Source organism: Speluncibacter jeojiensis (assembly GCF_029589495.1).
In the GTDB taxonomy this organism is placed as follows: domain Bacteria; phylum Actinomycetota; class Actinomycetes; order Mycobacteriales; family Mycobacteriaceae; genus Speluncibacter; species Speluncibacter jeojiensis.
Genome location: NZ_JAAIVF010000008.1, coordinates 165,786 through 188,470, shown reverse-complemented (window position 1 = coordinate 188,470; position 22,685 = coordinate 165,786). Strand labels below are relative to the sequence as shown.

At 68.6% G+C, this 22,685-nt stretch carries 17 protein-coding genes; 6 read left to right on the top strand and 11 right to left on the bottom strand.

Translation table 11 applies throughout. From position 1 onward, the window contains the following. From G4X40_RS21225 to G4X40_RS21205, 5 genes are all read right to left on the bottom strand, one after another. The gene (locus G4X40_RS21225; RefSeq protein WP_277835526.1) at positions 1-495 is read right to left on the bottom strand and encodes a hypothetical protein; all 495 of its coding nucleotides are present in this window, start codon (positions 493-495) and stop codon (positions 1-3) included. Then, on the bottom strand, positions 486-1,334 hold the full coding sequence (locus G4X40_RS21220; protein WP_277835524.1) for a ParA family protein: 849 nt from the start codon (positions 1,332-1,334) through the stop codon (positions 486-488). Before G4X40_RS21220 ends, G4X40_RS21225 begins: the two co-directional genes overlap by 10 nt. Then, entirely contained in the window at positions 1,331-3,040 is a 1,710-nt protein-coding gene (locus G4X40_RS21215; protein WP_277835521.1) for a DEAD/DEAH box helicase, read from the bottom strand. Before G4X40_RS21215 ends, G4X40_RS21220 begins: the two co-directional genes overlap by 4 nt. Then, positions 3,037-8,634, bottom strand: coding sequence for an AAA domain-containing protein (locus G4X40_RS21210; RefSeq protein WP_277835517.1), 5,598 nt, complete (start codon positions 8,632-8,634; stop codon positions 3,037-3,039). The genes G4X40_RS21215 and G4X40_RS21210 overlap by 4 nt, the downstream gene beginning before the upstream one ends. Positions 8,635-8,727: 93 nt before the next feature. After that, positions 8,728-10,914, bottom strand: a complete 2,187-nt coding sequence (locus G4X40_RS21205) for a hypothetical protein (protein WP_277835514.1) — start codon at positions 10,912-10,914, stop codon at positions 8,728-8,730. Between the two features lie 237 nt (positions 10,915-11,151). On the opposite strand from G4X40_RS21205, the gene G4X40_RS21200 reads away from it, so the two are divergent. After that, on the top strand, positions 11,152-14,226 hold the full coding sequence (locus G4X40_RS21200; protein WP_277835513.1) for a DUF3427 domain-containing protein: 3,075 nt from the start codon (positions 11,152-11,154) through the stop codon (positions 14,224-14,226). A 389-nt stretch (positions 14,227-14,615) separates the two neighbouring features. Next, positions 14,616-15,386: an 8-oxoguanine DNA glycosylase OGG fold protein gene (locus G4X40_RS21195; RefSeq protein WP_277835511.1), complete on the top strand. Its 771-nt coding sequence runs from the start codon at positions 14,616-14,618 to the stop codon at positions 15,384-15,386. Between the two features lie 8 nt (positions 15,387-15,394). On the opposite strand, the gene G4X40_RS21190 is transcribed toward G4X40_RS21195, so the two are convergent. Both G4X40_RS21190 and G4X40_RS21185 read right to left on the bottom strand, forming a co-directional pair. Beyond that, the gene (locus G4X40_RS21190) at positions 15,395-15,985 is read right to left on the bottom strand and encodes a DUF3558 domain-containing protein (RefSeq protein WP_277835507.1); all 591 of its coding nucleotides are present in this window, start codon (positions 15,983-15,985) and stop codon (positions 15,395-15,397) included. Continuing rightward, positions 15,982-16,320, bottom strand: coding sequence for a hypothetical protein (locus G4X40_RS21185; protein ID WP_277835505.1), 339 nt, complete (start codon positions 16,318-16,320; stop codon positions 15,982-15,984). Before G4X40_RS21185 ends, G4X40_RS21190 begins: the two co-directional genes overlap by 4 nt. A 144-nt stretch (positions 16,321-16,464) precedes the next feature. On the opposite strand from G4X40_RS21185, the gene G4X40_RS21180 reads away from it, so the two are divergent. From G4X40_RS21180 to G4X40_RS21170, 3 genes are all read left to right on the top strand, one after another. Then, positions 16,465-17,040 carry a T3SS (YopN, CesT) and YbjN peptide-binding chaperone 1 gene (locus tag G4X40_RS21180; RefSeq protein WP_277835502.1) on the top strand — a complete coding sequence of 192 codons (576 nt, stop codon included), beginning with the start codon at positions 16,465-16,467 and terminating at the stop codon, positions 17,038-17,040. A 126-nt stretch (positions 17,041-17,166) separates the two neighbouring features. Further along, a complete protein-coding gene (locus G4X40_RS21175) occupies positions 17,167-18,162 on the top strand; it encodes an MBL fold metallo-hydrolase (protein WP_277835500.1) in 996 nt (331 codons plus the stop codon). Between the two features lie 86 nt (positions 18,163-18,248). Beyond that, positions 18,249-18,602, top strand: coding sequence for a TraR/DksA family transcriptional regulator (locus G4X40_RS21170; RefSeq protein WP_277835497.1), 354 nt, complete (start codon positions 18,249-18,251; stop codon positions 18,600-18,602). Positions 18,603-18,671: 69 nt separating this feature from the next. Here the strand turns inward: G4X40_RS21170 and G4X40_RS21165 are convergent, their stop codons facing one another. Next, positions 18,672-19,214 carry a YaeQ family protein gene (locus G4X40_RS21165; protein WP_277835495.1) on the bottom strand — a complete coding sequence of 181 codons (543 nt, stop codon included), beginning with the start codon at positions 19,212-19,214 and terminating at the stop codon, positions 18,672-18,674. 155 nt (positions 19,215-19,369) lie between these two features. Between G4X40_RS21165 and G4X40_RS21160 the strand changes: the two genes are divergently transcribed. Next, positions 19,370-19,921 (top strand): hypothetical protein, encoded by a 552-nt coding sequence (locus G4X40_RS21160; protein WP_277835494.1) that lies wholly within the window; start codon positions 19,370-19,372, stop codon positions 19,919-19,921. A gap of 9 nt (positions 19,922-19,930) precedes the next feature. On the opposite strand, the gene G4X40_RS21155 is transcribed toward G4X40_RS21160, so the two are convergent. From G4X40_RS21155 to G4X40_RS21145, 3 genes are all read right to left on the bottom strand, one after another. Further along, positions 19,931-20,749: an alpha/beta fold hydrolase gene (locus tag G4X40_RS21155; protein ID WP_277835493.1), complete on the bottom strand. Its 819-nt coding sequence runs from the start codon at positions 20,747-20,749 to the stop codon at positions 19,931-19,933. A gap of 99 nt (positions 20,750-20,848) precedes the next feature. Then, positions 20,849-22,129 carry an MFS transporter gene (locus tag G4X40_RS21150; RefSeq protein WP_277835489.1) on the bottom strand — a complete coding sequence of 427 codons (1,281 nt, stop codon included), beginning with the start codon at positions 22,127-22,129 and terminating at the stop codon, positions 20,849-20,851. Further along, entirely contained in the window at positions 22,126-22,623 is a 498-nt protein-coding gene (locus G4X40_RS21145; RefSeq protein ID WP_277835487.1) for a MarR family winged helix-turn-helix transcriptional regulator, read from the bottom strand. The genes G4X40_RS21150 and G4X40_RS21145 overlap by 4 nt, the downstream gene beginning before the upstream one ends. Between the last annotated feature and the right edge of the window lie 62 nt (positions 22,624-22,685).

Below are 22,685 nucleotides of genomic sequence, written 5' to 3'. Positions count from 1 at the left end.
CTATCTGAGTACGTCGCCCTTCGTCGACCGCGCCTGCACCCGCTCGACGATCCGATCCATGAGCCGTGACGGCGTCTTCCACCGCATCGCGGCGCCATCGTGGTTCATGCCCTGCTCGGCGATGATGTCCTTGAGTTGGTCGCCGGTCAGGGTGCCCAGCCGTGCCCTCAGGCCCGCCTCTCCGGACACTTCGAATACCGCGAACGGATCCAGGAGCCCCCTCGACCGTTTGGACCGTGACGCCGGCTTCGAGGCCGTCCGTGCGGTGGCCGGAGCCGCCGACGTGCCCGAGCCCAATGCGTCAGCGAGGGCCTTCGCGAACCGCGGTGTCCGCGCCGCCTCCGCCGCGATCACGTGGACGAGTCGCGACAACGCCTCCCCCGCAGCCGGATTCACACCGACGAGGGACACCAACGACGTCTCGGCCTCGGTCACCGCCCGTCGCCGGCGCAGGGACTCCGTATCCAGCCCGCCGTTCTGTCCGTTCACGCCCATGCCAACCGCACCTTCGTCGTCGCGATAAAATCCTGTGCCAGTTCCCGCAGCACAGTGAACTGGCCATCGTTGCCGTACTTCTTGCGCAGCGTCCCGAAGTCGGTGAATTCAGCGGCCGCGGCGATCTGGTTCGCCTCCGGGATCAGCGACGGGAACACCATCGAGATCTGCTTGTTCCGGTTCAGGTCGTCGACGGTGGTGCGGTGCACTGCGGACGCCCTGCGGTACTTGGTAACCACCACGCCCAGCTCGACGATGCTGGTTCCCCACTCCTCGGCGAACTGCCGGATCCGTTCCTGCACCGGCCCGATCCCGTACGTGGACATCACGTCCGGGATGGTCGGGATGATGTACGCATCGGCGAGCCGCAGTCCGTTGAGCGTCATCGCGCCCAGGTTCGGCGGGCAGTCGATGAGGACGTAGTCGTAGTCCGCGAGCACCGGCTTCAACGCCCGCGTCAACACCTCGGTGTTACCCTCCCCGATGTCGGTGATCCGGTCCTGCAGCTCGATCAGCCGTAGCGACGACGGCAGCAGGTCCACCGAGGTCACCGAGGATAGCGGCGACACCTGCCGCTGAATCAGCGTCGACACGTCCACCGGCCCGGGACGATCACCCAGCGCGGACTCGAACAGTGTCGCCAGTGTTCGTCCCGTCGAATCGAGTTCACCCCACCGCGACTCGCCGATCATCATGATCGTCAGGTTCGTCTGCGGGTCCAGGTCGATGAGCAGCACCCGCTGCCCGAACTCCCCCGACAGCGTCTCGGCGAGCGCCGCGGTGGTCGTTGTCTTCCCCACCCCACCCTTGAGGTTGATGGTCGCCACGACGTGGGTCACGCAAATCTCCCTGCTTGTTCACTGCCGACGACGGGCGTCACCATGACAGAGACGTCCGACAGAACCGCCGCGACGTCCCCGTCCGCGAGCCGGGCGAGCGCCGCGGACTCGCACTCGACGACGTCCGCGGTGGTCATGCCCAGGATCTCCGCGGTTCGCGCCGGACTCGACACCGGAACACCCGCGGCCCCCAGCCGATGCAGCATCACCGCGACCTGGTCGGGGTCGAGCACCGCCAGGCACGCCAGGAGTACGTCGCCGACTGCAGGGTCGTCGCTCGCCGCGACAACCCGCAGCGCTCCGAGTACGTCCCCGTCGGGGCCGCTGCCGTCGGTCGGGTGGCTGACGCCACCGACCCCGACTCCCTCCGGTGCCGCGGCCGACGCCGCCTCGGGCGCCCTGGTCAACCAGTCGGCGAGGAGTGTCGGCGCCTCGCCCGCGTCGACAGTGACGAGGTCCGAGGCGATCTCGGTGAGCTGCTCGAGGAAGGTGCCGTGCGCGCCGCGGTCCGGGTCCTCGCTGCTGTCACCGATGTAGAGGACGAGGAAGGAGGCGTGCCGCCCGTCCGACTTGGGCCGGATCACCCGACCCATGCGCTGAATCATCTGTCGCCGAGTCCGGCTGCTGGCCAGGATGATTCCCACATCGGCCTCGGGAACGTCGACGCCTTCGTCGAGAACCCGGGGTGCCGCGAGGGTGCTGATGACACCGCTCTTGAACAGCTCGAGCAGCTCCGCGCGGTCCCGGGTCGACAGATCACTCGTGTAGGGAGCGGCGGGCGCCCCCTGCTCGAGCAGCGCGTCCACCGCCGCCTTCGCCGACTCCTTCGTCTCGGAGAACACGATGCTGCGGCCACCCGTCGCGAGGGCGCCCCCGATCTCCCGTAGCGTCTCGAGCTTCCCCTGGCTCTCCGCGAGAATCGCCCGGCGACCCGAGAACGCCTTCAGGTACCGGCGCGCGGACCACGTCGCCCGGTCCACCCCACCCTCGCTGAGCAGCATCACGTCGCGCATGAACTCGCCGAACGGCTCCTTGCAACACCCGTGCTTGTGGATCAGCGCGAGACGTTCCTTGGTCACCGTCTCGTCCAACTCGTCGTACTTCGCCTGCTCCGCCGGGGTGAACGGGACCGTCACGAGCATCACCCTAACCGGCGCGAGGATGCCTTCGGCGTGTCCCCGAGGGTAGTCACAGCCGGCGATGAGCATCTCGAAGTACGGCATCAGGTGATCGGCGATTCCATTGTCGTTCCGCTCGAATGTCGCGGTGAGTCCGAGCCGTTCCTCGAAGTCGTCGGTCAGCAGGCGGGAGAACGACCCCGCCCCATAGCGGTGCACCTCGTCCGCAACCAGCAGCGCCGGCCCGTCGGGCATCGGTGCACCGTGACCGATCGCGGACTGCACAGTACTAACCAGGATGTCGATGCCGGCGAACGTGTCGCTCGCACCGGCGCCGCGGCGTCCGATCCGGGCAGACGGCACGGCCTTACGGATGGCCTGGAACCACTGCTCGAGCAGGGCGACACTCGGGACCACGACCAGCACTGCACGTCCCCGCGCCACCGCATCGGCGGCGGCGGTGATCCCGACAGCGGTCTTGCCCGTTCCCGTGACCGCCTCCACCACGCCACGGCGCCCGGCGGCGACCCACGTATCGAAGGCCTCCCGCTGCCAGGCACGCAGTTCGAAACCACCGACAGCGTTCACCGCCGCACCCACGTCACGCCATCGGCACCGTTCTCCCTGCGCAGAACGGACTCTCGCTCCAGTTCGGCGAGGATCGGTTCCAGCTCGGCCTCGGCGAGTCGGGTGATCTGGACTGCTCGGGCGAGGGTGACGGGTCCACGCCAGGAGGCGGCCTGCAGCACCCTTTTCGCGGACGGGCCCTGCGCGGCGGGCAGGGTGTCGGTCACCGATGGTGGGTCGGCAGCAGGCTTCGGTTCGGGAGCCGGGTGGGGTGCATGTCGTGCCGAGAGGTGCGGCGACGGCTCGGGCGAGATATGGGGCATGGCTTCGGGTTCGCATGCAACCTCGTCCTGCGGTGTCTGCTCCGACCCAGCAGCGACATCCTCGGGCAGCAGGAAACTCTCCCCGACCCGGATGAGGGAACCAGTTCCGACGAGGCCGTCCGCGGCATCGTGCACGTCGGACGCAGCGACCCGCAGGTTCCGCGCCAGAACGTCCACGGTCACCGGGCCCTGCTTCGCCTCGGCAACGATGAACTGTTGCAGCAGGCGCGGCGACAGATCGAGAACGTCCTCGCGCTCGGGTTGTTTCGTGTCGCCGGTGGGGATCTCGCTGCGCGGCATGATCTCCCAGGCGGAACCGAGCCCGGGTTCGGACGCAACACTGTCGTGCGCCGCCTCGGCCGTCGGTGACGGCCCGATCCCACCATCCGCCGTGCGTGTCGGTGTGATCGGCGTGTCGAGTGCGGTGGGCGGATCGAGCGGCGACGGGACCGTCGGCGTTGGTGGCGGCACCGGAACCACGTCGGGATCGACGATCTCCCACGCGGACGCCGACGTCACAACGGCCCCGTCGGTGGGCTCGTCGATGCCGGGCGCACCACGGGTCTCGTCGACAAGGACGGTGACGGGTTCGGTCGGCAATGCCGGCTCGTTCACCTGGTACTCGTCGAACAGCGAGGGCTGCTCGTCCGCATCGAACTCCTTGAACAGCGAGAGTGGCGTGCCCGCGGCGAACTCGCCGAACAATGCCAGCGATTCGGCGACAGTCGATGCCTCCGACATCGCGGGGACCACGTCGATGCTCGGCGAAGCGGCGGGCACGGACTCCTCGAGAACCACCGTCGGCTCCGCAAGCGTTGTGCCGACGCCCGCCATCGAGTCCGACGCTGTCGGCGCGCTGTCGACGGTCGGCGAAGCCTCCACGACGGGAAGTTCCGGTGCCGCGTCGTCTGGCAGGTCGGTGTGGGACTCGTCGTCGACCAGCACAACCGGCGTCCACGCGGAACCCTCCGACGGGCCGGACTCGTCAAGGATGACCGGCGCAATGCCCCGGCGGTCCAGCTCCGCCCACAACCCACTCAGCGCGCCGACTGGGTCCAGGTAGTAGGCGGATTCGCGGATCCGCCAGAACTCCCAGCCACACCGCTTGAGTTCCCGCTCACGTTCAAGGTCCCGGGCCCGCTGCTCGGGGGTGGTGTGGAAGGCGTCGCCGTCGCATTCGACCGCGAGGCGCCCGGCTGCGCCGGTGACGACGAGGTCGATGCGGCGGCTGTTCACCTCGACCTGCGGGTTGACGTGGTAGCCGCGGGCGGTGATGTCCAGGAACACGCGCTGCTCGAAGAGGCTGTCGAACAGGGCGTGCCGGTCGTCGCGGGTGACGCCGGCGGGCATCGGGTCGGCCGGGGCCGGCGACGTCGCCTGCATGTAGGTGAGCAGCGAGTGCCGAAGATCGGTGTCCCGCAGCGAGTCCGAGGTGACGGAGTGGAACAGCCACAGCTGGTCCTGCGCCCGTGATGCGGCGACGTTGAACGCCCGCTGCGCCTTGTTGTCGGTGCGGGCGGCGACCCGCTGCCCGGGTGCGATCACCATGGACAGGAACACGACATGTCGTTCGTCGCCCTGAAAGTCCGGCGGCGTGCCGATCCGCAGCCGGCGCTCGTCCCACTGCTTGCCGTCGAGCCGGTCCAGGAGTTCGTTCCGGATCACATCGACCTGTGCCTGTCCCTGCAGGACCACGACACCGAAGGTCTTGCCGTCGTATGCGGGATCGTCCAGACAGGCCTCGATCGCGTCCGCGATCGCGAGTGCCTCCGGGCGGTTGGACAGTTTCGCGTCCCGGCCGGTGACCACACCGCCGTCGACATACGACGTGCGCAGCGGCTTCAGGCGATCGGAACCGAACTGCCGCAACGGAACCAGCGGTGCATCCCGGTAGAACTGGTTGCTCGACCAGCTAATGATCTCGGGCATGCACCGGAAGTGCTCCCGCAGCCGCACCACCTGACCGAACCGGGTACGCAGCATCGAGAACAGGCTGTCGCGCGGGGTCAGGCTGGCACGCAGGTACTCCGGCATGTCCGGCAGGTAGGTGTCGAGCCGCTGGAACACCGCGTCCAGCGCGCCCGACGCGACCTCGCTCGGCGCGCACTGCTTGTCGTCGCCGACGACGATCACCCGCGGCGCCAGCCACAGCAGGAACAGGCTGGCGATGTCGGCCTGGCTGGCCTCGTCGACGATCACCACATCGAACGCGCCGGGCTCCGCCGGAATGGAGGCGAGCACCTGCTGCAGCGGCATCACCCACGCAGGGACCGCGCCCTGCGCCACCTGCATCGCCGACCGGGCCGCCGACCGGTACTGCTCGGCGTACTTGCCGGTCCCCTTGCCGATGTTCGCGACCTGCCCGCGGTATGCCTGCAGCGCCTGCACCTGCTCTGCAGTCATCCGCTCCAGACAGCCGCGCCACGCCCGTTCCGCGGCGAGTTGCGCAGTCAGGCGGGCGATGTCGGCTTCGACGATCTCGAGGTCGGACTCGAGGCGCCGGTCGACCCCCTCCTCGTGATGTGCCTGCACCCACTGCTGCGCGCGGCGCCACGCCCACGCTTCATCCAGCTCGGCGACCCGGGCGAACCATCGCTCGTCGGAGGGACTCTCGGCAACGAGCGCGGCGAGCCCGGGACCGGAGTCCTCGAGCTGTCGACGCAGACCCGCCAGCAGCTCCTCCTCCGCCTGGACGGCACGCGCATCCTCCAGTGCGGACAGCGCAGATTCGACGCCGGCGTAGTCACCGGCACCGATCGCATCGACCAGCGCAGCACCCTCCGGGGACGGCGCCGACGAGAAGCACGCCGCCACTGACTCCGCCAGTGACTGCAGCGCCGTACGGGCCGCGTCGGTGTCGGATCGGGCCGCGATCGCGGCCGCTGCGGCGGCCAGAGCGGAGGCTTCTGCGATGCTCCGGACCGGAGGCACCCCGGGGTGAATCGACCGCAGCGCATCGGCGATCGAACTCGACTGCTCGACAAGTGCGTTCACGACCTGCCTCGATCGCTCGACGTTGGCGAGATCATTGACCTGCACCGCGCGCGTTCCGGCGGTGTCCAGGGGGACCCTCAAGTCGGCGAGGACGGCCGCTGCGCGGTGCACGCAGTCGAGGGCGCGGAGGTGCTCCGCGACCACGCGCATCAACTCGGCCGTCGTCGCCGGCTGACCGTCGACGGTGGCAACCGGGCCGAGCGCTTCAACCGCTTTCTGCTGGTCGCTCTTGCGGAACCGACCACGCCATTCGAGCCCGCCGTGCATCGCCGATGCCATCGCGCCGTACGCGTCGAGTGCGTGCCGCCCGGCAACCGGGACGTCCACTGTTCGAGGTCCGACGAAGCTGTCGGATTGGGTGGCGAGCTGCAGAAGCCCGGGAAGGTCGGAGGTCTTCGACCACAGGTGTTCCGCGGCGCCGGACAGCACCGCGTCCGCCGCCGCCTGGAACGCCGCGGACTGGCGTCGGATGTCGACGACCACGCCGTGCAGCCGTTCGCACCGCAGGCGAACATCCGTCAGGACGTGCTGCGGTGCCACGGCCAGCGCCTCCATGAGCCACGCCGCTTCGGGCTGAACATCCTGTGGTGCGGCACCCGCCCGCGCACACAACTGGTGCAGGTCGCCCGGGGACGGCAGCACACCGTCGATACGCGGCAACGCCTGCTGTAGGCGTTGTGCTCGTTCGGGCGTCGATCGCGCAGTCAGGTCCAGCATGGCCGGCACCTGTGCGCCACCGATGCCCGGCTCGGCCGAGTGCAGCGGCCCGGGCAGCCATCCGTAGCGGTCGGCGCAGCGGGTGACGTGCCGGACGATCGACGCCGCGGTCCCGGCGTACCCGGACGCGACCTCGGGGTGGACAAAGGTTTCGGACTCCCGGAGCGATCGAATGCGTTCGGTGATGCTGCTGCGTCGGCTCAGCGACTCGGTGCGCCGGGCGGTGAGGTCGTCGATGCGGGCATTCGTCGTGGCGGCGTTGTAGGACGACTTGCGGGTGGCGATCTCGGCGACGCTGCGGTTCAGCTCGGCGGATCCGCCGCGTCCGACGTCGGTGATCGCGACGCACAGTTCCTGCATCTCGGGCGGCAGCTTGTCGCGCAGCACCCTCAGCGCCTGCGCCTTCTCACTGGTGACCAGCACCCGCTGGCCCTGGGCAAGCAACGCGGACACCAGGTTTGCGATGGTGTGCGTCTTGCCGGTGCCGGGCGGGCCCTCGACGACCACACCGCTGTCCCGGGCGAGGCGAGCGATGATCTCCCGCTGCTCGGGGTTCGCCGGCAGTGGGAACAGCGGATCCTCGGCGAGCGTCGCGGAGGGGGCCGAGCCGGCGCGATCGAGCCAGTCCACCCGGTCGTCCGGCTCGATGGCCTCGACCAGCTGCGCCAACCCGAGCGGCACCGGGACGTCGTCGCGTTCGGCCTCGGTGATCATCCGGTCGTAGTACTCGACGAGCGCGAACGCGCCACGCTTGCGGAGCACGAGCGCCGGCGCGGCGACCAGCGTCCGGTCCGTGTCCGGGATGTCCGACTCGCCTTCCACCTGCACCGGCACGGTCAGCGATCGACCTGCCCACGCCTTCAGGAACACCGGGATCGCCATATCGATCGGCGACGACAGGCCCTGCAGCCCGTCCTGCAGCGCACGCGAACCCGTGGGGTCGAACATCGACAGGCCCGTGAGCAGCTGTGTGTCCTCGAGGCGTGGTGCCGTCTCGGACGCCAACCGGACCAGTAGGTCCCCGGACGCGTCGTCGCGTTCGATGGTCGCGGGTTGAGTGAGGATGTGTGTGCGCGCGGGCTCGCCGACATCGGTCGACGGCAAGGTGAGCAGGCCCGCGGCGAGGACGAGTTCGACGGATTCGGGGCGGGCGCCGAGCTCCTGCATCGCTCGTTGCAGCGCGGTGTTCAGCTGCCAGACCGGTCGACGTTCCCGGTCGGTGGCCGCCCACGCCTGCCAGTCCGCCAACCAGTCGTCGAATGCGGTGCCGATGTCGGTGACCTGGGGGTCGAGCGTCGGTGTCGCCGTCGAGTCGGTGACATCCCCGCGAACCCGGCCGTGCAGGTGGGCCGGCAATGCAGGCGGGTCGGAGAGCATGACACGGCGCGATCGGAGCACCACGTCGCCGGCAGCCGCGTCCCGGACGAGCGCCACCTCGACGGCATCCTCGGACAGCCACACCACGTCCTCGTGACGACGGTGGTCGAGCACCGGTTTGCTGCGCGATTTCACCAGTTCCCGCAGGAACCGCATCAACCTCTGGACCCGGTCCTTGAGGTGGGGATCGTCCTCCCTGTTCACGGCGTTGTCCCTCTCAATTTTCGGTTAGCTGCGCGTTGACGTACAGCGTAAGTAGTCGGTGCGACATGCGCGGGGCGACCCCAGATGGACCTCCTACTGCGGCAGGCCGAGCAGGTCCCAACGGTCGCGGCCATACCGAACGCGCGCCGGCTCGATCGCATGGTGGCCGATCCTCTCGCGGCGCGGGTCCCGGGCCACCCAGGCGTCCGTTGCGCGCCGAATCCCGTCCGCGACATCCTTCGCCTGAAGGATGAACACCGCTGGCGGACTGAGCCAGAGATCGACGAACGCCCAAAATCCGGCGCCTGTGTCGTCGGTATCCAGGTTCTCGTCGGTCTTCGACGCCTGCCAGGTTCCGTCGGTGCGGGTCTTCACCCGCACCACAATCGGATCGTGACCCCGCACCGTCACGCGTACCGCCGTACGCCGTGTGCCCGTCACCCGTGTCGCTGTCGCACCTCGATCACGGATCTGCTCGATGAACCAGGCGATTCCCAGATCCGCGGTGCTCGCGCCTCCGAGCGCCCGCCTTGTCGACTGCTCACCTCCTGCAAGTCGGGATTCCTGAACGTGGTCGACCTCGGTCGGGATGACGTACCGCACCGCCGCCAGCGACCGGCCGCTGCCGTCATCGACGGTCCAGGCGGTCCACCCGTCGGCCGGTGCATCGGCCCCGGGTTCGTACCGCTCGACGACGGCCGCGGCCGCGGCGGTCGGGTCCAGGAAGCGACGACCCACCAATTCCCCCTTCGTGACCTCTACGGCCTCGGTGCTCGGATCGCACACCGCAAGCGTGCGAAACCCGGCGCTGTCGAGGTACACCCGCCACCGGTCGCCCACCAAGGCACTCCGCGTGGGCGGCCGCGTGACAGTGGGTGTAGCTGCGACGGGTGGTTCCACCCGACTCGCAGATGCCTGCGTCGAAGTCGGTTGCGGCAAACACGTATTACGCACAACCGAATATCCAACGTCCGAGTTCGCATCGGATTCACCGATCGAGGACATATGCGCGTTCTCGCGACTCGGTGTCGAGTCGACCAGACCGTCGTCCTGGCCGGAATCCTGTTCCGATGTGTCGGGATACAGCGCCATCCACAGTGCCGCGAGCCGCTGGTGAGGCAGGCCGGCGATCGCAGTGCCGCGGGCCGCGGAAAAGAGCGCGGTGACGCCGGTGTCCGACGGCAGCGTGTCGACGAGGCTCCCCAATGCCTTCAAGACCGCGATCCGGTCCGGTTCCTCGTCGGGACGAGTCCCTCCCGCGGCGACCCAGACTTCCCCCACCCATGCCCAACTGACGCGCGGGTCGTCATCGAGACCGTCCAGAGCTTCCGCCAACTTCTCGGCTGCCTCGGAGCCGTCGGCTAGCCCCCGCTCCGCGATCACCGCATCGAGGACCTCCTGCGCCGTTGCCACATGATCCAACCGATCTAGCGCAGAAAGGAAGTCGATTTCCGGCGTCGAGATCCGTCCAGAGGCGGCATCGTCCGGGGCCAACAGTGCTGCCAGCAACTCGAATTCGGCTCGCTGCTCATGGCCGAAGAAGACCGCCTCGGGGTGACAGTCCGCGTCCTGCGCCAGGTCCTCCGCTCCGTCTACGAGTATGTGTGCCAGCCCTCCCGAACCACGCCGCGAGGGAATGAGCCGACACTCACGCACCGCAGCCAACGGCGCACGCCGCGGCTCGGTCGGTAGGGGGTAGCCGGAAACGCCGTCCCGGGTAATCCAGACATGGGTGCGGTCGAGAATGACCTGCCCGTCGATCCCGTGGAACCACCGCGGGTACTCCATGGACGGAACCGTCGTGCCCCTGCTCTCACCGGAGTGAACAGGTTCGGAGTGCTCGACGAAGTCGAGCAGATCGAGAAAATCGGGGAGCAGATCCGGACCGACACCTTGACGGCGAGCGCACCGCAGCATCCGCCGATATAGCGTGTCGAGCGTGTCCGGTGCCGCAGTCAGTCGCTCGAACACCGCCTGGTCGTGCTTGCCCCCGTTGGGGCGACTACCGTCCAGATTGGCCATCTTCGCCAGGATGCTGGAGTTCGGCCGTTTGAATAGGCGAGCCAACTCCGGCACCGGGAAGGGCGCTCTGCTCGCCGAACTGCTACCGAACCGGCTGTGATCGACCAACCGCATGGCGCACAGGCAGAGCACGACTTCCGCGGGAATGAAGTTGACTTGTCGGCCGGCGCCGGCGTCGGCTCTCGAGGCAACTGAACGCCAGGCGTCCTCCAGCTCCGGTTCGGTGGGGTCGAGGAAGTCCGCGAGCTCGTTCGCCACCGTCACAATCTCCCTGCCTACCGTCGAACCACGCGGGGAGGTCCACAAGATGCCCGCGTGCTGCGCTGAGATTAGCCGAGGCAACTGACATGCTCGAGCGCTGTCAGTCACACGAACGACGACATCATTTGCAGGATTCCCACACCGCCGAGCGCGACGGAGGACGAAAAGCCGCCCGAGCTCGTTCGACCGGCACTATCCCGTATCGAATCCACGACCATGTGATCGACTGTCCCGGTGACCGACGCCCTCCCCCAAGGCATCTACGAGCTCCTGCGCACCGACCGTCTCGATACTCAGCTGCAGGACACCGAGCTGATGCCGCAGTTCGAAGACATTCCGAAGGGAGATTCGCCGCACGTCCTCAGCCGGCACATCGCCGACGCAGCGACCCGCGCGCTGGAGGACATCGCCGAGCCGGAAGCTCGTCGCGAGCTGGCCAACCGGGTGCTGTCGGATCTCGGTGCCGTCGACGAGCGCCTACCTGCGCTGGAGCAGCTGCTCGGCTTGTCCTCGTCGCATGAGCCGATCCCTCGTCCGGTGACGCCGCTATCCGAGGTCGCACTGCTGACCAATGCCCGCGGAGAGCCGAACATGGCCAGCGAGGTCGCGCACGAGCTGGCCAGCGCCGACACAGTGGAGTTGTTGTGCGCGTTCATCCGCTTCGCTGGCATCAGCGTGCTCGCACCGCAACTCGCGCAGATCCGCGACCGGGGTGTGCCGCTGCGGGTGCTGACCACCACCTACCGCGGCGCCACCGAGCGCCGCGCCGTCGACGAACTCGTCACCACGTACGGCGCCCGGGTTCGTGTCCGCTACGAGACCGCGTCCACGCGCCTGCACGCCAAGGCCTGGTTGTTCCGCCGCGCCAGCGGATTCGACACCGGCTACGTCGGCAGCTCCAACCTGTCCCGCTCCGCGCTCCTCGACGGCCTCGAATGGAACGTTCGCATCTCGGGCGTGAGCACCCCCGCCCTGATCCGCAAGTTCGAGGCCACCTTCGACACCTACTGGAACGACCCGGCGTTCAAGGACTACGACCCCACCACCGACGGCGAGCTCCTCGACCGCGCACTCGCCGAGGCCGGCGGCGCAGGATCGGGACGCGTCACGCTGACCCTCTCCGGTCTCGAGGTCCGCCCGAAGCCGCACCAGGAAGCCATCCTCGAAGCCCTCGACGTCGAACGCGTCGTCCACGACCTGCACCGCAACCTCGTCGTCGCCGCGACCGGCACCGGCAAGACCGTGGTCGCCGCCCTGGACTACCACCGGCTCTCCGACGCCGCCGGGCGTCGACTGCCACTGCTGTTCGTCGCGCACCGCAACGAAATCCTCGAGCAGGCGCTGCGCATGTACCGAGAGGTCCTGTCCGACGCGAACTTCGGCGAGCTGTACGTCGACGGTCTCCGGCCGACCGCATGGAAGCACGTGTTCGCCAGCGTCCAGTCACTCAATGCCGCGGCCCTCGCCACCCTGGACGCGACACAGTTCGAGGTCGTCGTGGTCGACGAGTTCCACCATGCCGAGGCCGCAACCTACCGACGACTGCTGGAGTACCTGCAGCCCGTCGAACTGCTCGGACTCACCGCGACCCCGGAGCGTTCCGACGGCCGCAACGTCCTCGACTGGTTCGGCGGACGCGCCGCCTACGAGTTGCGCCTGTGGGATGCACTCGACCAAGATCTGCTGTGCCCGTTCCACTACTTCGGCATCGCGGACAACACCGACCTACGAGCCGTGACGTGGAGCCGCGGCAGCTACGACCAGGCCGCACTGTCGAACGTCTACACCGGCAACGACGCCCGCACCAGACTCGTGCTGCAGGGCATTCGTGACAAGGTTGTCGACCCGACGCGTATGCGGGCCCTCGGATTCTGCGTCTCGGTCGAGCACGCCCGGTACATGGCCCGGGTGTTCACTGATCAGGGCGTCCGATCGCTGGCGGTCACCGGTGAGTCCACCCGAACCGAGCGGGCCGAGGCGTTCGCCGCGCTCCGGGCCGGCGAGGTGCAGTGCTTGTTCGCCGTCGACCTGTTCAACGAGGGCCTCGACATCCCCGACGTCGACACCTTGCTTCTTCTGAGGCCCACCCAGAGCGCCACTATATTTCTCCAGCAGCTGGGCCGCGGCCTGCGTCGCAGTGCGGGCAAGGCGGTACTGACGGTCCTCGACTTCATCGGCCAACAGCGGCGCGAGTTCCGCATCGACGCCCGCTACCGCGCACTGACCGGGTCGTCCCGCAAGCGACTGATCACCGAGATCGAGGAGGGCTTCCCCTATCTGCCCGGTGGCAGTCGTCTGATCCTCGACAAGGTCTCTCAGCAGATCGTCACCGAGAACGTGCGGGCCTCGCTGCGTCTCAATCAGCGCAAGGAGATGGTCAACGACGTCCGCTCGCACGGCATCGCGTCCCTGGCCACGTACCTCCGCGAGTCGGGCCACGAGCTGGTCGACGTCTACAGCGGCCGCGGCAGCTGGACGGCCCTACGCCGCGACGCCGGCCTGCCGACGCCACCGGCCGGGCCGGACGAGGACGAGTTGCTGCGGCGCGTCGCTGCCCTCACCCACGTCGACGATCCCGAGCGCGCCGACATCTACCGCCGCCTCGCCTCGGTCGACGGACCCAGCTACAACGACCTGTCCGAGCGCGAGCAGACCCTGGGGCGGATGCTGTTCTTCACGCTCTGGCCCAATCGTGGCGGCTTCGACGCCTACGAGGACGCGTTCGCGCACCTACGCATTCATCCCGCGGTGTGCGAGGAAATCTCCCAGTTGCTCGGCGTCGCAATGGAGCGGATCGCCCATGTCCCACGCACGATCAGCCCAGCGCTCGCGTCGATTCCGCTCTTGACGCACGCTCACTACCGCCGCGAGGAAGTTCTCGCCGCCACCAACTGGGCGTCGATGGCGCGCGCCGCCCGCGGCCAGGCCGGTGGCGTGATCTGGGCGCCGGACACCAAGATCGATGCGCTGTTCGTAAACCTGCACAAGGACGAGGGTCAGTTCAGCCCGACCACGATGTACAGGGACTTCCCGATTGCCCGCGACCTGTTTCATTGGGAGTCCCCGAACTCGACCGCGCTGTCCTCCGGTCCAGGTCAGCGCTTCCTGCACCACCGCGAGATGAGTACCCACGTCCTGCTGTTCGTCCGCGACCGCCCGCACAACGAACTGGGTGCAGCGCCGTTCCTCCTGCTCAGCGAGGTTGACTACGTCGAGCACCGCGGGGAGCGGCCGATCGCGATCACGTGGCGGTTGCGGCGGCCCATGCCGTCCGAAGTGTTGCAGAGCGGTGCGGTGGTTGCAGAATGACCCGTCGCGAAGGCCAGGGGCGGCGCGGAGTAGGTGCGTGCGTAGATGGCGCCGATTGATGAGGTGAGCGATCCCGGTGTCCAAACGCCAAATTAATCAACTGAATCACCCGGCCAGACAATCAATCTCGGCCACTACGGTAGTAGCGCCGTCGTCAGCTCATCCGCTTTCCCGCACAGATCACGCGCAGGGTCGCCCTCCGCCTCGGAAAGCGTTCGGACCTCCATCCTCCCCTGTTCCGACCGCAGCGAGATCGTGCACTCTTGTGAGAAGTGCTCACCACTTTGGTGATCCTTCGTCCCGGTTCGTCCGCTGACGACAGCCCCGAACTACGAACCGAGGCCCGGTCTTCCCGCCCCCTTGTCACACCCCACTGCCAAGATCACCTCATGGACCCACCCGACGACGAATTCGAACCGCCGGCCGCCTGCATTCAGTGGTGCAGCACCCGCTCATACGACCTGCACGTCCTCGACGACGGCGTCGAGATCGATCTGGACTGGTGGAACTCCCAGGTCACCAAGGCAGGCCACGAAATCAGTTTGCGAGCACGCAATTTCGACGGTCACATCGTCAACACCGGGAGGGCGGTGCTGCAGCGCAACGATCTGCGCTACCACAAGGAATTGGTCGACGGCGACAACGACGCGCTGGGGCTGCTGTTCCTGTGCGCGGCCTGGCGCAGCAGGCACCCCGATCGGCGGGCCGCGCTCCGCTTTCCGGACATCGTCGACCGCCATGCCCAGCCGGGCAAGTCTCCGCTGGTCGAGATCACCCACACGCTCGATCACTGTCTGCAGTGCCGCCATATGCCGGACAACCCGAACCGGCCCTGGTCCGCATGGCCCATCACCCCCGGCGTCGGCGTCGCGCTGCTGGCAACGTTTCTGTGGGCCACCGACGTCCACACGTCCGCCGGGCCCGCCCAACTGGTCGACCAGCACGGGGTGTCGACGCTGCTACACGAGGGCTGGCTCGAAGACCCGTCCGTCAACGACTTCACTCCGCGCCGCTACCTCCACTACCTCGAGCTGCTCCACTCCTGGGCGCGGCAGGCCGACACCGAGCCCGAGCTGGTCGAGATGTGGCTGGTGCAGCGCTGGAACGCCCGTGTCCGCGAGGCCCGCGGCGGCGCACCCGCGCAGCCGACGTTGTTCTGAACCAACCGTCAAGCTGGAGCCCTACGCCCCACCGGCAGCGCCGCTGCGATCGTCACAGCCGTCTGCTGCATCCCATCGCAGACGTCGAGCCCCGCATCCGTCGCCTTCTCACGCTGGTACCGCGTGAGAAGCACCTCGCCGTACGACGCCTGGAATGCCAACGTGCACATGTTCGGCCGGCTCGGGTCACGAGCCTCGAAGCCCGACCTTCCGGCGACCGTGATCGGCGTGACGACCTTCGTCGGCGAATCACGCTTCTGTTGTGCTTGCTGCTCCGTGACACTGATGTTGCCGGAGGAGATGCCCAAGCTGTACATGTCGGAACTGAGGTCGCACACCAGGAACTTGTAGCTGCCACCGTCGAAGTCGGACGGCTCCAGGTTGTTCGGGTCGTAGCCCGCCTTCATCACCACCTCCCGCGGCAGGCTCTTGCACGGATCGAACAGAATCTGCTGGCGCGCAGAAGATTCAGACGCTTTAGGTGACTGGGAAGCTGTGACAGCCGTCGATCCAGCCGCGGGAGGACCCGTCGTCGCCGAAGCGCATCCCGCGAGTGAGGCGGCCGCGAGCACTGCGAGCAACGCTTTGAAGGCCTTCACGCTTCCAGGTCCTTCCCGAGTTCGCCGAGAGTGGTAGCGAACTGCTCTTCCATCGCAGCGAACCCTTCGCCTCCCGCAAGAAAGTTCTCGCGCATACGGATTGCTACGTCGCGGAACTGGCCGAGCCGTTCGTACAAAGAGTCTGAACTCCCGCGAGCCTTGCGCTCGAACCCTTCCATGAGTTGCCGCGCCGAATGCAACGACCCAGCGGCCGACCGCAAGTCCGTGAGTCGGTCGACTTTTTGCATCTGAGTTTCCAAGCCGTCGATCAGTTCCTGCACGGCATCCGCGCATTGCTGAGCCGCTTCCGGGCTCAGCCGTAGGTTCTTCCCCACCGTTGATGTCCTCCCCATCGCGCGCGATCCATCGGCGCTGAACCAGCTCAACCTATCAATGCGCCGTGACTTCCCGGCAGGTAGAGATCACCCGCACCCGGTACCGTGGTGCCCGCCCACCCCCTGCACGCGAACAGAGGAACCATGACCGATCAGGCCGACCTCCCCCTGCAGCTCGACGACGCCTTCGCCGTGGCCACCGAGGACCGCGACGAGTTGCGCTCGTACTGCCTGCGCGCGCTGACCGAACTGTTCGGCGCCGAGCCGGACCTCGACGAGGACGGCGACATCGTCGTCCCGGTGCACGGTTTCGCGCTGTACGTCACGGTCGCCGAGGACGGCCCGCAGCTGCACGTGTGGTCGTCGCTGCTCGACGGGGTCACCGACCGCGCCCGCGCCGCCGGGCCGCTGCTCGACCTGTCCGAGGAGTGGCCGCGGCTGCGGTTCACGCTCGACCGCGAGCACCTGCTGGTCTCGACGCTGCTGGACGCGGACCCGTTCGCGCCGCAGCACCTGCTGAACCTGGTCGAGGAGATCCACGAGCTGACCCACGACCTCGACGACGACTTCGCCGCCCGGTTCGACGCCGCGCTGGACTGCGACGCCGACGACGACACCTACGCGGGCGACTGCAACCCCGCCGGCTGTGACTGCGGCGATTGCGACTGCGCCGGCGACGGCCTGGGCGAGACCATCCCGGTCGGGGCGCCACAGGACTGACCGCGCCGCGGGACCGACCCCCGCGCGACCCCTTCCCTGTTACCGGGACCCCTGGTGCGCCAGACCACACCTGTGAGGTAGGGATGAAGCAGAAGACTTTGCCCCGATTCACAGCGAGGTAGTGATATGTCCGACGCATTGGCCATCGGTGATGGCATCTTCCAGATCACGGTCCCGATGTCACACAACCCGCTGGGCAGCACGCTCATCTATGCGATGGAGTCGCCGAACGGGATAGTGCTGGTCGACGCGGGCTGGGACGGCGACGAGGGCTGGGAAGGCTTAACCGGCGGGCTCGAGTCGGTGGGCCACTCGATCTCCGAGGTCGAGGGCGTCGTGCTCACGCACTTCCACCCCGACCACACCGGCCTGTGCGGGCGGGTGCGCGAGGCGTCGGGTGCGTGGATCGCGATGCACGAGGCCGACCACGAGATGTTCCGGCTGATGTCGTCGCCGCACGACGAGGCGTGGGTGACCGAGCAGGTCCAGAACCTCACCAACGCCGGCGCCCCCGCGGACGCCCGCGACGCGTTCGCTGCGCTCGGGCACAGCGCCCCCGCCGGCCCACAGTCCGCGCCGGACCGCACCCTCACCGACGGCGAGGTGATCTCGCTCGCCGGCCGCGGGCTGAAGGTCGTGTTCACGCCCGGGCACACCCCCGGACACGCGTGCTTCTACCTCGAGGACGCCGACGTCATGTTCACCGGCGACCACGTGCTGCAGAAGACCACCCCGCACGTCGGCAACTTCACCTATCCACTCGAGGAGCGTGACGCGCTCGCGGAGTTCCTCGACTCGCTCGGCCACGTCCAGTCGATGGGCATCACCCGCGGCCTCGGCGCGCACGGCACCCCGATCACCGACCTGCCGGGTCGTGCGAAGGAACTGATCGCGCACCACGAGGAGCGACTCGAGCATCTCTACGAAGCGTTCGGCGACGACGAGATCACCCTCTGGGAGGTCGCCCAGCGGATGAAGTGGTACCGCCCGTGGGGGGAGTTCCACCCGCTCGCGCAGAACATGGCGATGTCCGAGGCGGCCGCGCACCTGCGGCACCTGGTGGCGCGCGGCAAGGTCGTGCAGCTGCCGGGCACCGAGCCTGCCCGCTTCGCCCGCCGCTGACCGGCTGCCGCAGCCGGCCCGCGCCGCGATCCGATACCCCGGCGCGCCGGGGTATCGGATCGGCATCGTCTCGCGTTGACCGAACCATGACGCACCCCCAATCGGGCAGCGGTTGGCCGCGGCAGCGTATCGCCGCCGAGCGGGCCGACGCCGCGCACCGCATCGACTTCCTCACCGCCCGGCTCGACGAGATCATCGAGGGTTCACGCCTGGACACCAACGACGACGAGCACGACCCGGAGGGTGCGACCGTCGCGTTCGAACGCGCGCAGACGGCGTCCCTGCTCGCCGAGGCGAGGCGCGACCTCGACGAGTTGGACGCCGCCGTGCACCGGCTCGACACGGGCGGCTACGGAGTCTGCGAGAAGTGCGGCCGCCGAATCGGCGACGAGCGGCTGGACGCCCTGCCCTCCGCGCGGCGGTGCATCGACTGCGCCTGACCTGCCCGGCTCGGATGTTCGGCCGTCCCGGCTCAGACGACGCGCCGCGGATGACGCCTCGGCAGGCGGCTACCCCAGCCGGTGTTCCTCGATCGGGGTGCTGAACCCGGTCCCGTCGAGGTCCAGGTAGAGCTCGCGTTCGGTCACCGAGATGCTCGCGGTGGTGCGACGCGCGATCGCCGCGGCGGCGGCGTCGACGAACCCCCGGTCGAGGCTGTAGAGCGGGATGGCCTCGGCGTGGTGAATCCGCTTGCCGCTCAACGCCGCCAGCACCTTCGCCGGGTCGCGGTGGGTGTAGATCGCGACCCGGTCGGCGAGCTTCGCGGCGCGGTGGATGCGGTCGGCGTCGGGCGCGCCGACGTCGATCCAGGCGGTCAGCCGGCCGGTGAGATCGCGCACGAGCACGGGCGGCTCGTCGGTCGCGGACACCCCGCCGTCGCTGAACGCGATGCCGTCCTCGTATTCGAGGCAGTAGGCGAGCAGCCGCGTCAGCATGTACTCGGCGGTCTCGGACGGATGCCGCGCGACCCGCAACTCCAGGTCCTGATAGACGCCGCGGTCGACGTCGGCCAGCTGGATCGTGAAGGTGTACAGGGTTGCGCTCAGTGCCATGGGTTCCACAGCATAGTGGGCCGGCCGAGCCGTGCGTTGTGCGCAGCAGGCTGAGCCGCAACGCCGACCACGCACCACTCCCAGCCAACACACAGCTTTTCTGCGACGATGTCCCCAGTGATCGTGCCGTGACCGTCGACCATCCGGGAGTCCCCGTGACGCGCAAGCCCCTCGCCCACCGCAAGGCCGCTACCGCGCTTGGTGCCGCCGCACTACTGGTGGGCGCCGGCCTCGCCCTCGCGCCCACCGCATCGGCGGCCGCCGCCCCGGGCCGCGACATCGCAATGCCGTTCCCGTTGGGCGGGCCCGCGCACAACGTGCGATTCGGCGCGATGACGTTCTGCCACTTCCCCAACGGCATCGACAACCCGCCGGTGGTACAGATGCTCAGCGCCAACCCCGTCGACCTCAGCGTCAACACCTCGAACCCGTTCGATCTGGTGGCCCAGTTCCTGCCGTTCAACAGTGCCACCGTCGCCTGGACCAATCACACGACCGGCAAGTCGGGCCAGAACACGGTCCAGACCAACGGACGCGAGGTCGGCGTGCGGGACATCCCGACCGGCACCGGCGACCTGACCGTCACGGTCACCGCGAGCCGATCGGCGTTCCCCACCATCAACCCCGGCTCCACCGCACCGGTCGCCTCGGTCACCCATTCGGAGACGTTCGAGGTGCCGGGCGTCGTCGGCACTTGCAGCGGCTGACACCACCGCTCAGCCCTTGACGAACTCGACCAGGTCGGCGTTCAACTGCGCGGCGTGCGTGATGTACATGCCGTGCCCGCCGGTCGGGTACTCCTTGTAGACCGCGTGCGGGACGAGCTTCGCGGTGCGCCGGCCGGTGAGCTCGGCGGGGGTGGACTGGTCGGCCGCCCCGTGCAGGATCAGCACGGGAACGGTGAGGCGCCGCAGGTCCGGGCGGCCGTCGTTGTGGAAGGCCGCGCGCCAGAACGCGATCGTCGCCCACGGCGCGGCGGACAGGCACTGCCGCATGGTCAGGTCGATCAGCGCGGGCGAGACGGTGTTGCCAAGGTGGGTGGCGAAGAAACCCTGCGCGCGGTCGGCGAACCACTTCGGCCGGTCCACCCGCATCGCGTCGACGAGCGCCTCGCACGCGGCCTCCGGCACACCCTCGGGGTTGTCGTCGGTCAGCTCGAGGTACGGCAGCGTCGAGGAGATGAACGCCACCCGCGCGACCCGGTCCTCGCCGTGCCGGCTCAGGTAGCGGGCGACCTCGTTGCCGCCGGCCGAATGGCCGACGAGGGTGACGTCGCGCAGGTCGAGAAGCTCGATCAGCTCGGCGAGGTCGTCGGCGAGCGAGTCGATGTCGTAGCCGGCGGCGGGGCGGTCGGACCGGCCGTGTCCGCGCCGGTCCATCAGAATGCAGCGGTAGCCCTGCTCGACGAGGTGCGGCACCTGGTATTCCCACATGTCGGCGCTCAGCACCCAGCTGGCGACGAACACGATCGGGCTGCCGGTTCCGTAGTCCTCGTAGGCGAGTCGGACGTGGTCGCGGGTGTCGAAGGTCGGCATCGTGACTCCTTGGTCGAGGGTTGAATCCTGATGCCGATCACGCTATTTCGCGTCCGGTGTGCGCGCGATTACCCGAGAGGTAATGACCGACACCACCCGTCAGTCCGCGGTGATGATCTCCTCGACCAGTTCCGGTCGGCGCTCGCGCACCCGCCGCAGCACCAGGGTCGCGACCGCCGCGGCGACGAAGCAGGTGACCGCGCCCAGCGCGAGCCCGGCGCGGCCGCCGAACGTCTGGCTGACCCAGCCGGCCACCGGCCCGCCGATCGCCGTCGACCCCATGAACGCGACCGCCCACAGCGCCATCACCCGCCCGCGCATGCTCGGGTCGGCCTCCAGTTGCAGGGTGCTGTTGGTGGTCGCGGTGTAGGCGACGCTGACCGCGCCGACCAGCACCATCGCCGCGATCATGGTGCCCAGACTCGGCGCCAGCGCGGCGACCGTCATCACCACGCCGAATGCGGTCGCGGTCACGACCAGCGCCTTGTTGCCGGTCCGGCCCCAGGTCGCCATCGCCAGTCCGCCGACCACCGCACCCGCGCCCATGGCGGCGGTGAGGAACCCGTACGAGTCGGCGCCCGCGTGGAAGGTGTGCTCGGCGACCACCGGCAGCACCACCTGGAACTCGTAGGTCAGGCAGCCGATCAGCGCCATCATCACCAGCGGTACCGCCAGCGCCGGGGTACGCCGCACGTACGCGATGCCCGCCCGCAGCTGTCCGCGTTCACGTTTCGCCGGCGGCGACGGCTCCAGCTTGGACACGTCCAGGCATAGCAGCGAGACGACCACGGCGACGAAGCTGACCGCGTTGAGCATGAAGCACAGGCCGAGCCCGCCGGTCGCGATGATCAGGCCGGCGACCGCGGGCCCGACCGCGCGGGCGACGTTGACCAGCACCGACTGCAGGCTCACCGCGTTGCGCAGGTCGCGCGGGCCGACCATCTCGAGCATGAACGACTGGCGCGCCGGGCTCTCGAAACACTGGTTGAGTCCCAGCGCCACCGCGAGCAGGTAGATGTGCCACATCTGCACGGTGCCGGTGATGGTCAGCAGGCCGAGCACCAGCGCCTGCACGCCCATCAGCGACTGCAGCACGACCATCAGCCGGCGCTTGTCGACGCGGTCGGCGATGACCCCGCCGTACGGCCCGAGCAGCAGCATCGGCACCGTCTGCAGCGCGACGACCAGACCGATCGCGGTGCCGGAGCCGGTCAGCTGCAGCACCAGCCACGACTGGGCGATCGACTGCATCCAGGTGCCGATCAGCGACAACGACTGGCCGGAGATGTAGCGGCGGAAGTTGGTGTTGGCCAGCGCGGCGAAGGTCTGCCGGTGCAGCGACGCGAGGCTGCGGGTGGGCTTCGGTTCGGTGACCGTCATCGGGCGGCGCCCGCGGGCTCGCCGACAGCCGGGGTGGGCAGGCGCACCAGATGATCCGCCAACTCCTCGAGCGCGGGCAGCGCGGTGAGCAGCTGCTCGGTGTGCTCGGGGGTGAGCAGGTTGAGCTGCTCGGCGAACAGTGCGGAGCGTTTGGCCTTGAGCCGCCGGTGCAGCGCCTTGCCCGCCGGGGTGGTAGAGACACGTACGGCGCGTTTGTCGTTGGCGTCGGCGGCACGGTCGACGAGGCCACGGTCGTCGAGCTTGCCGAGGATCCGCGAGAGCATCGTCGGGTTCAGGCCCTCGATCTCGGCGAGCTCACGCACCCCGAGCGGGCCGCGGCGCGCGGTCGTCGCCAATACCGAGAACTCGGTGCGGGTCATCCCCTCTTCGGAGGAGTGCCGGTCGACGCGACGGGCGATGCGCCCGAGCGCTATCCGGATGCGGTTGACCTCATCCTCACCGAAGCGGTCGTCACTGCTGCGCGGTCCGGGCACCCGTCCTCCAATTACTTGCCTATCAGCAAGCATACTCTGGGGACGGGCGCCCGGACGCCGTG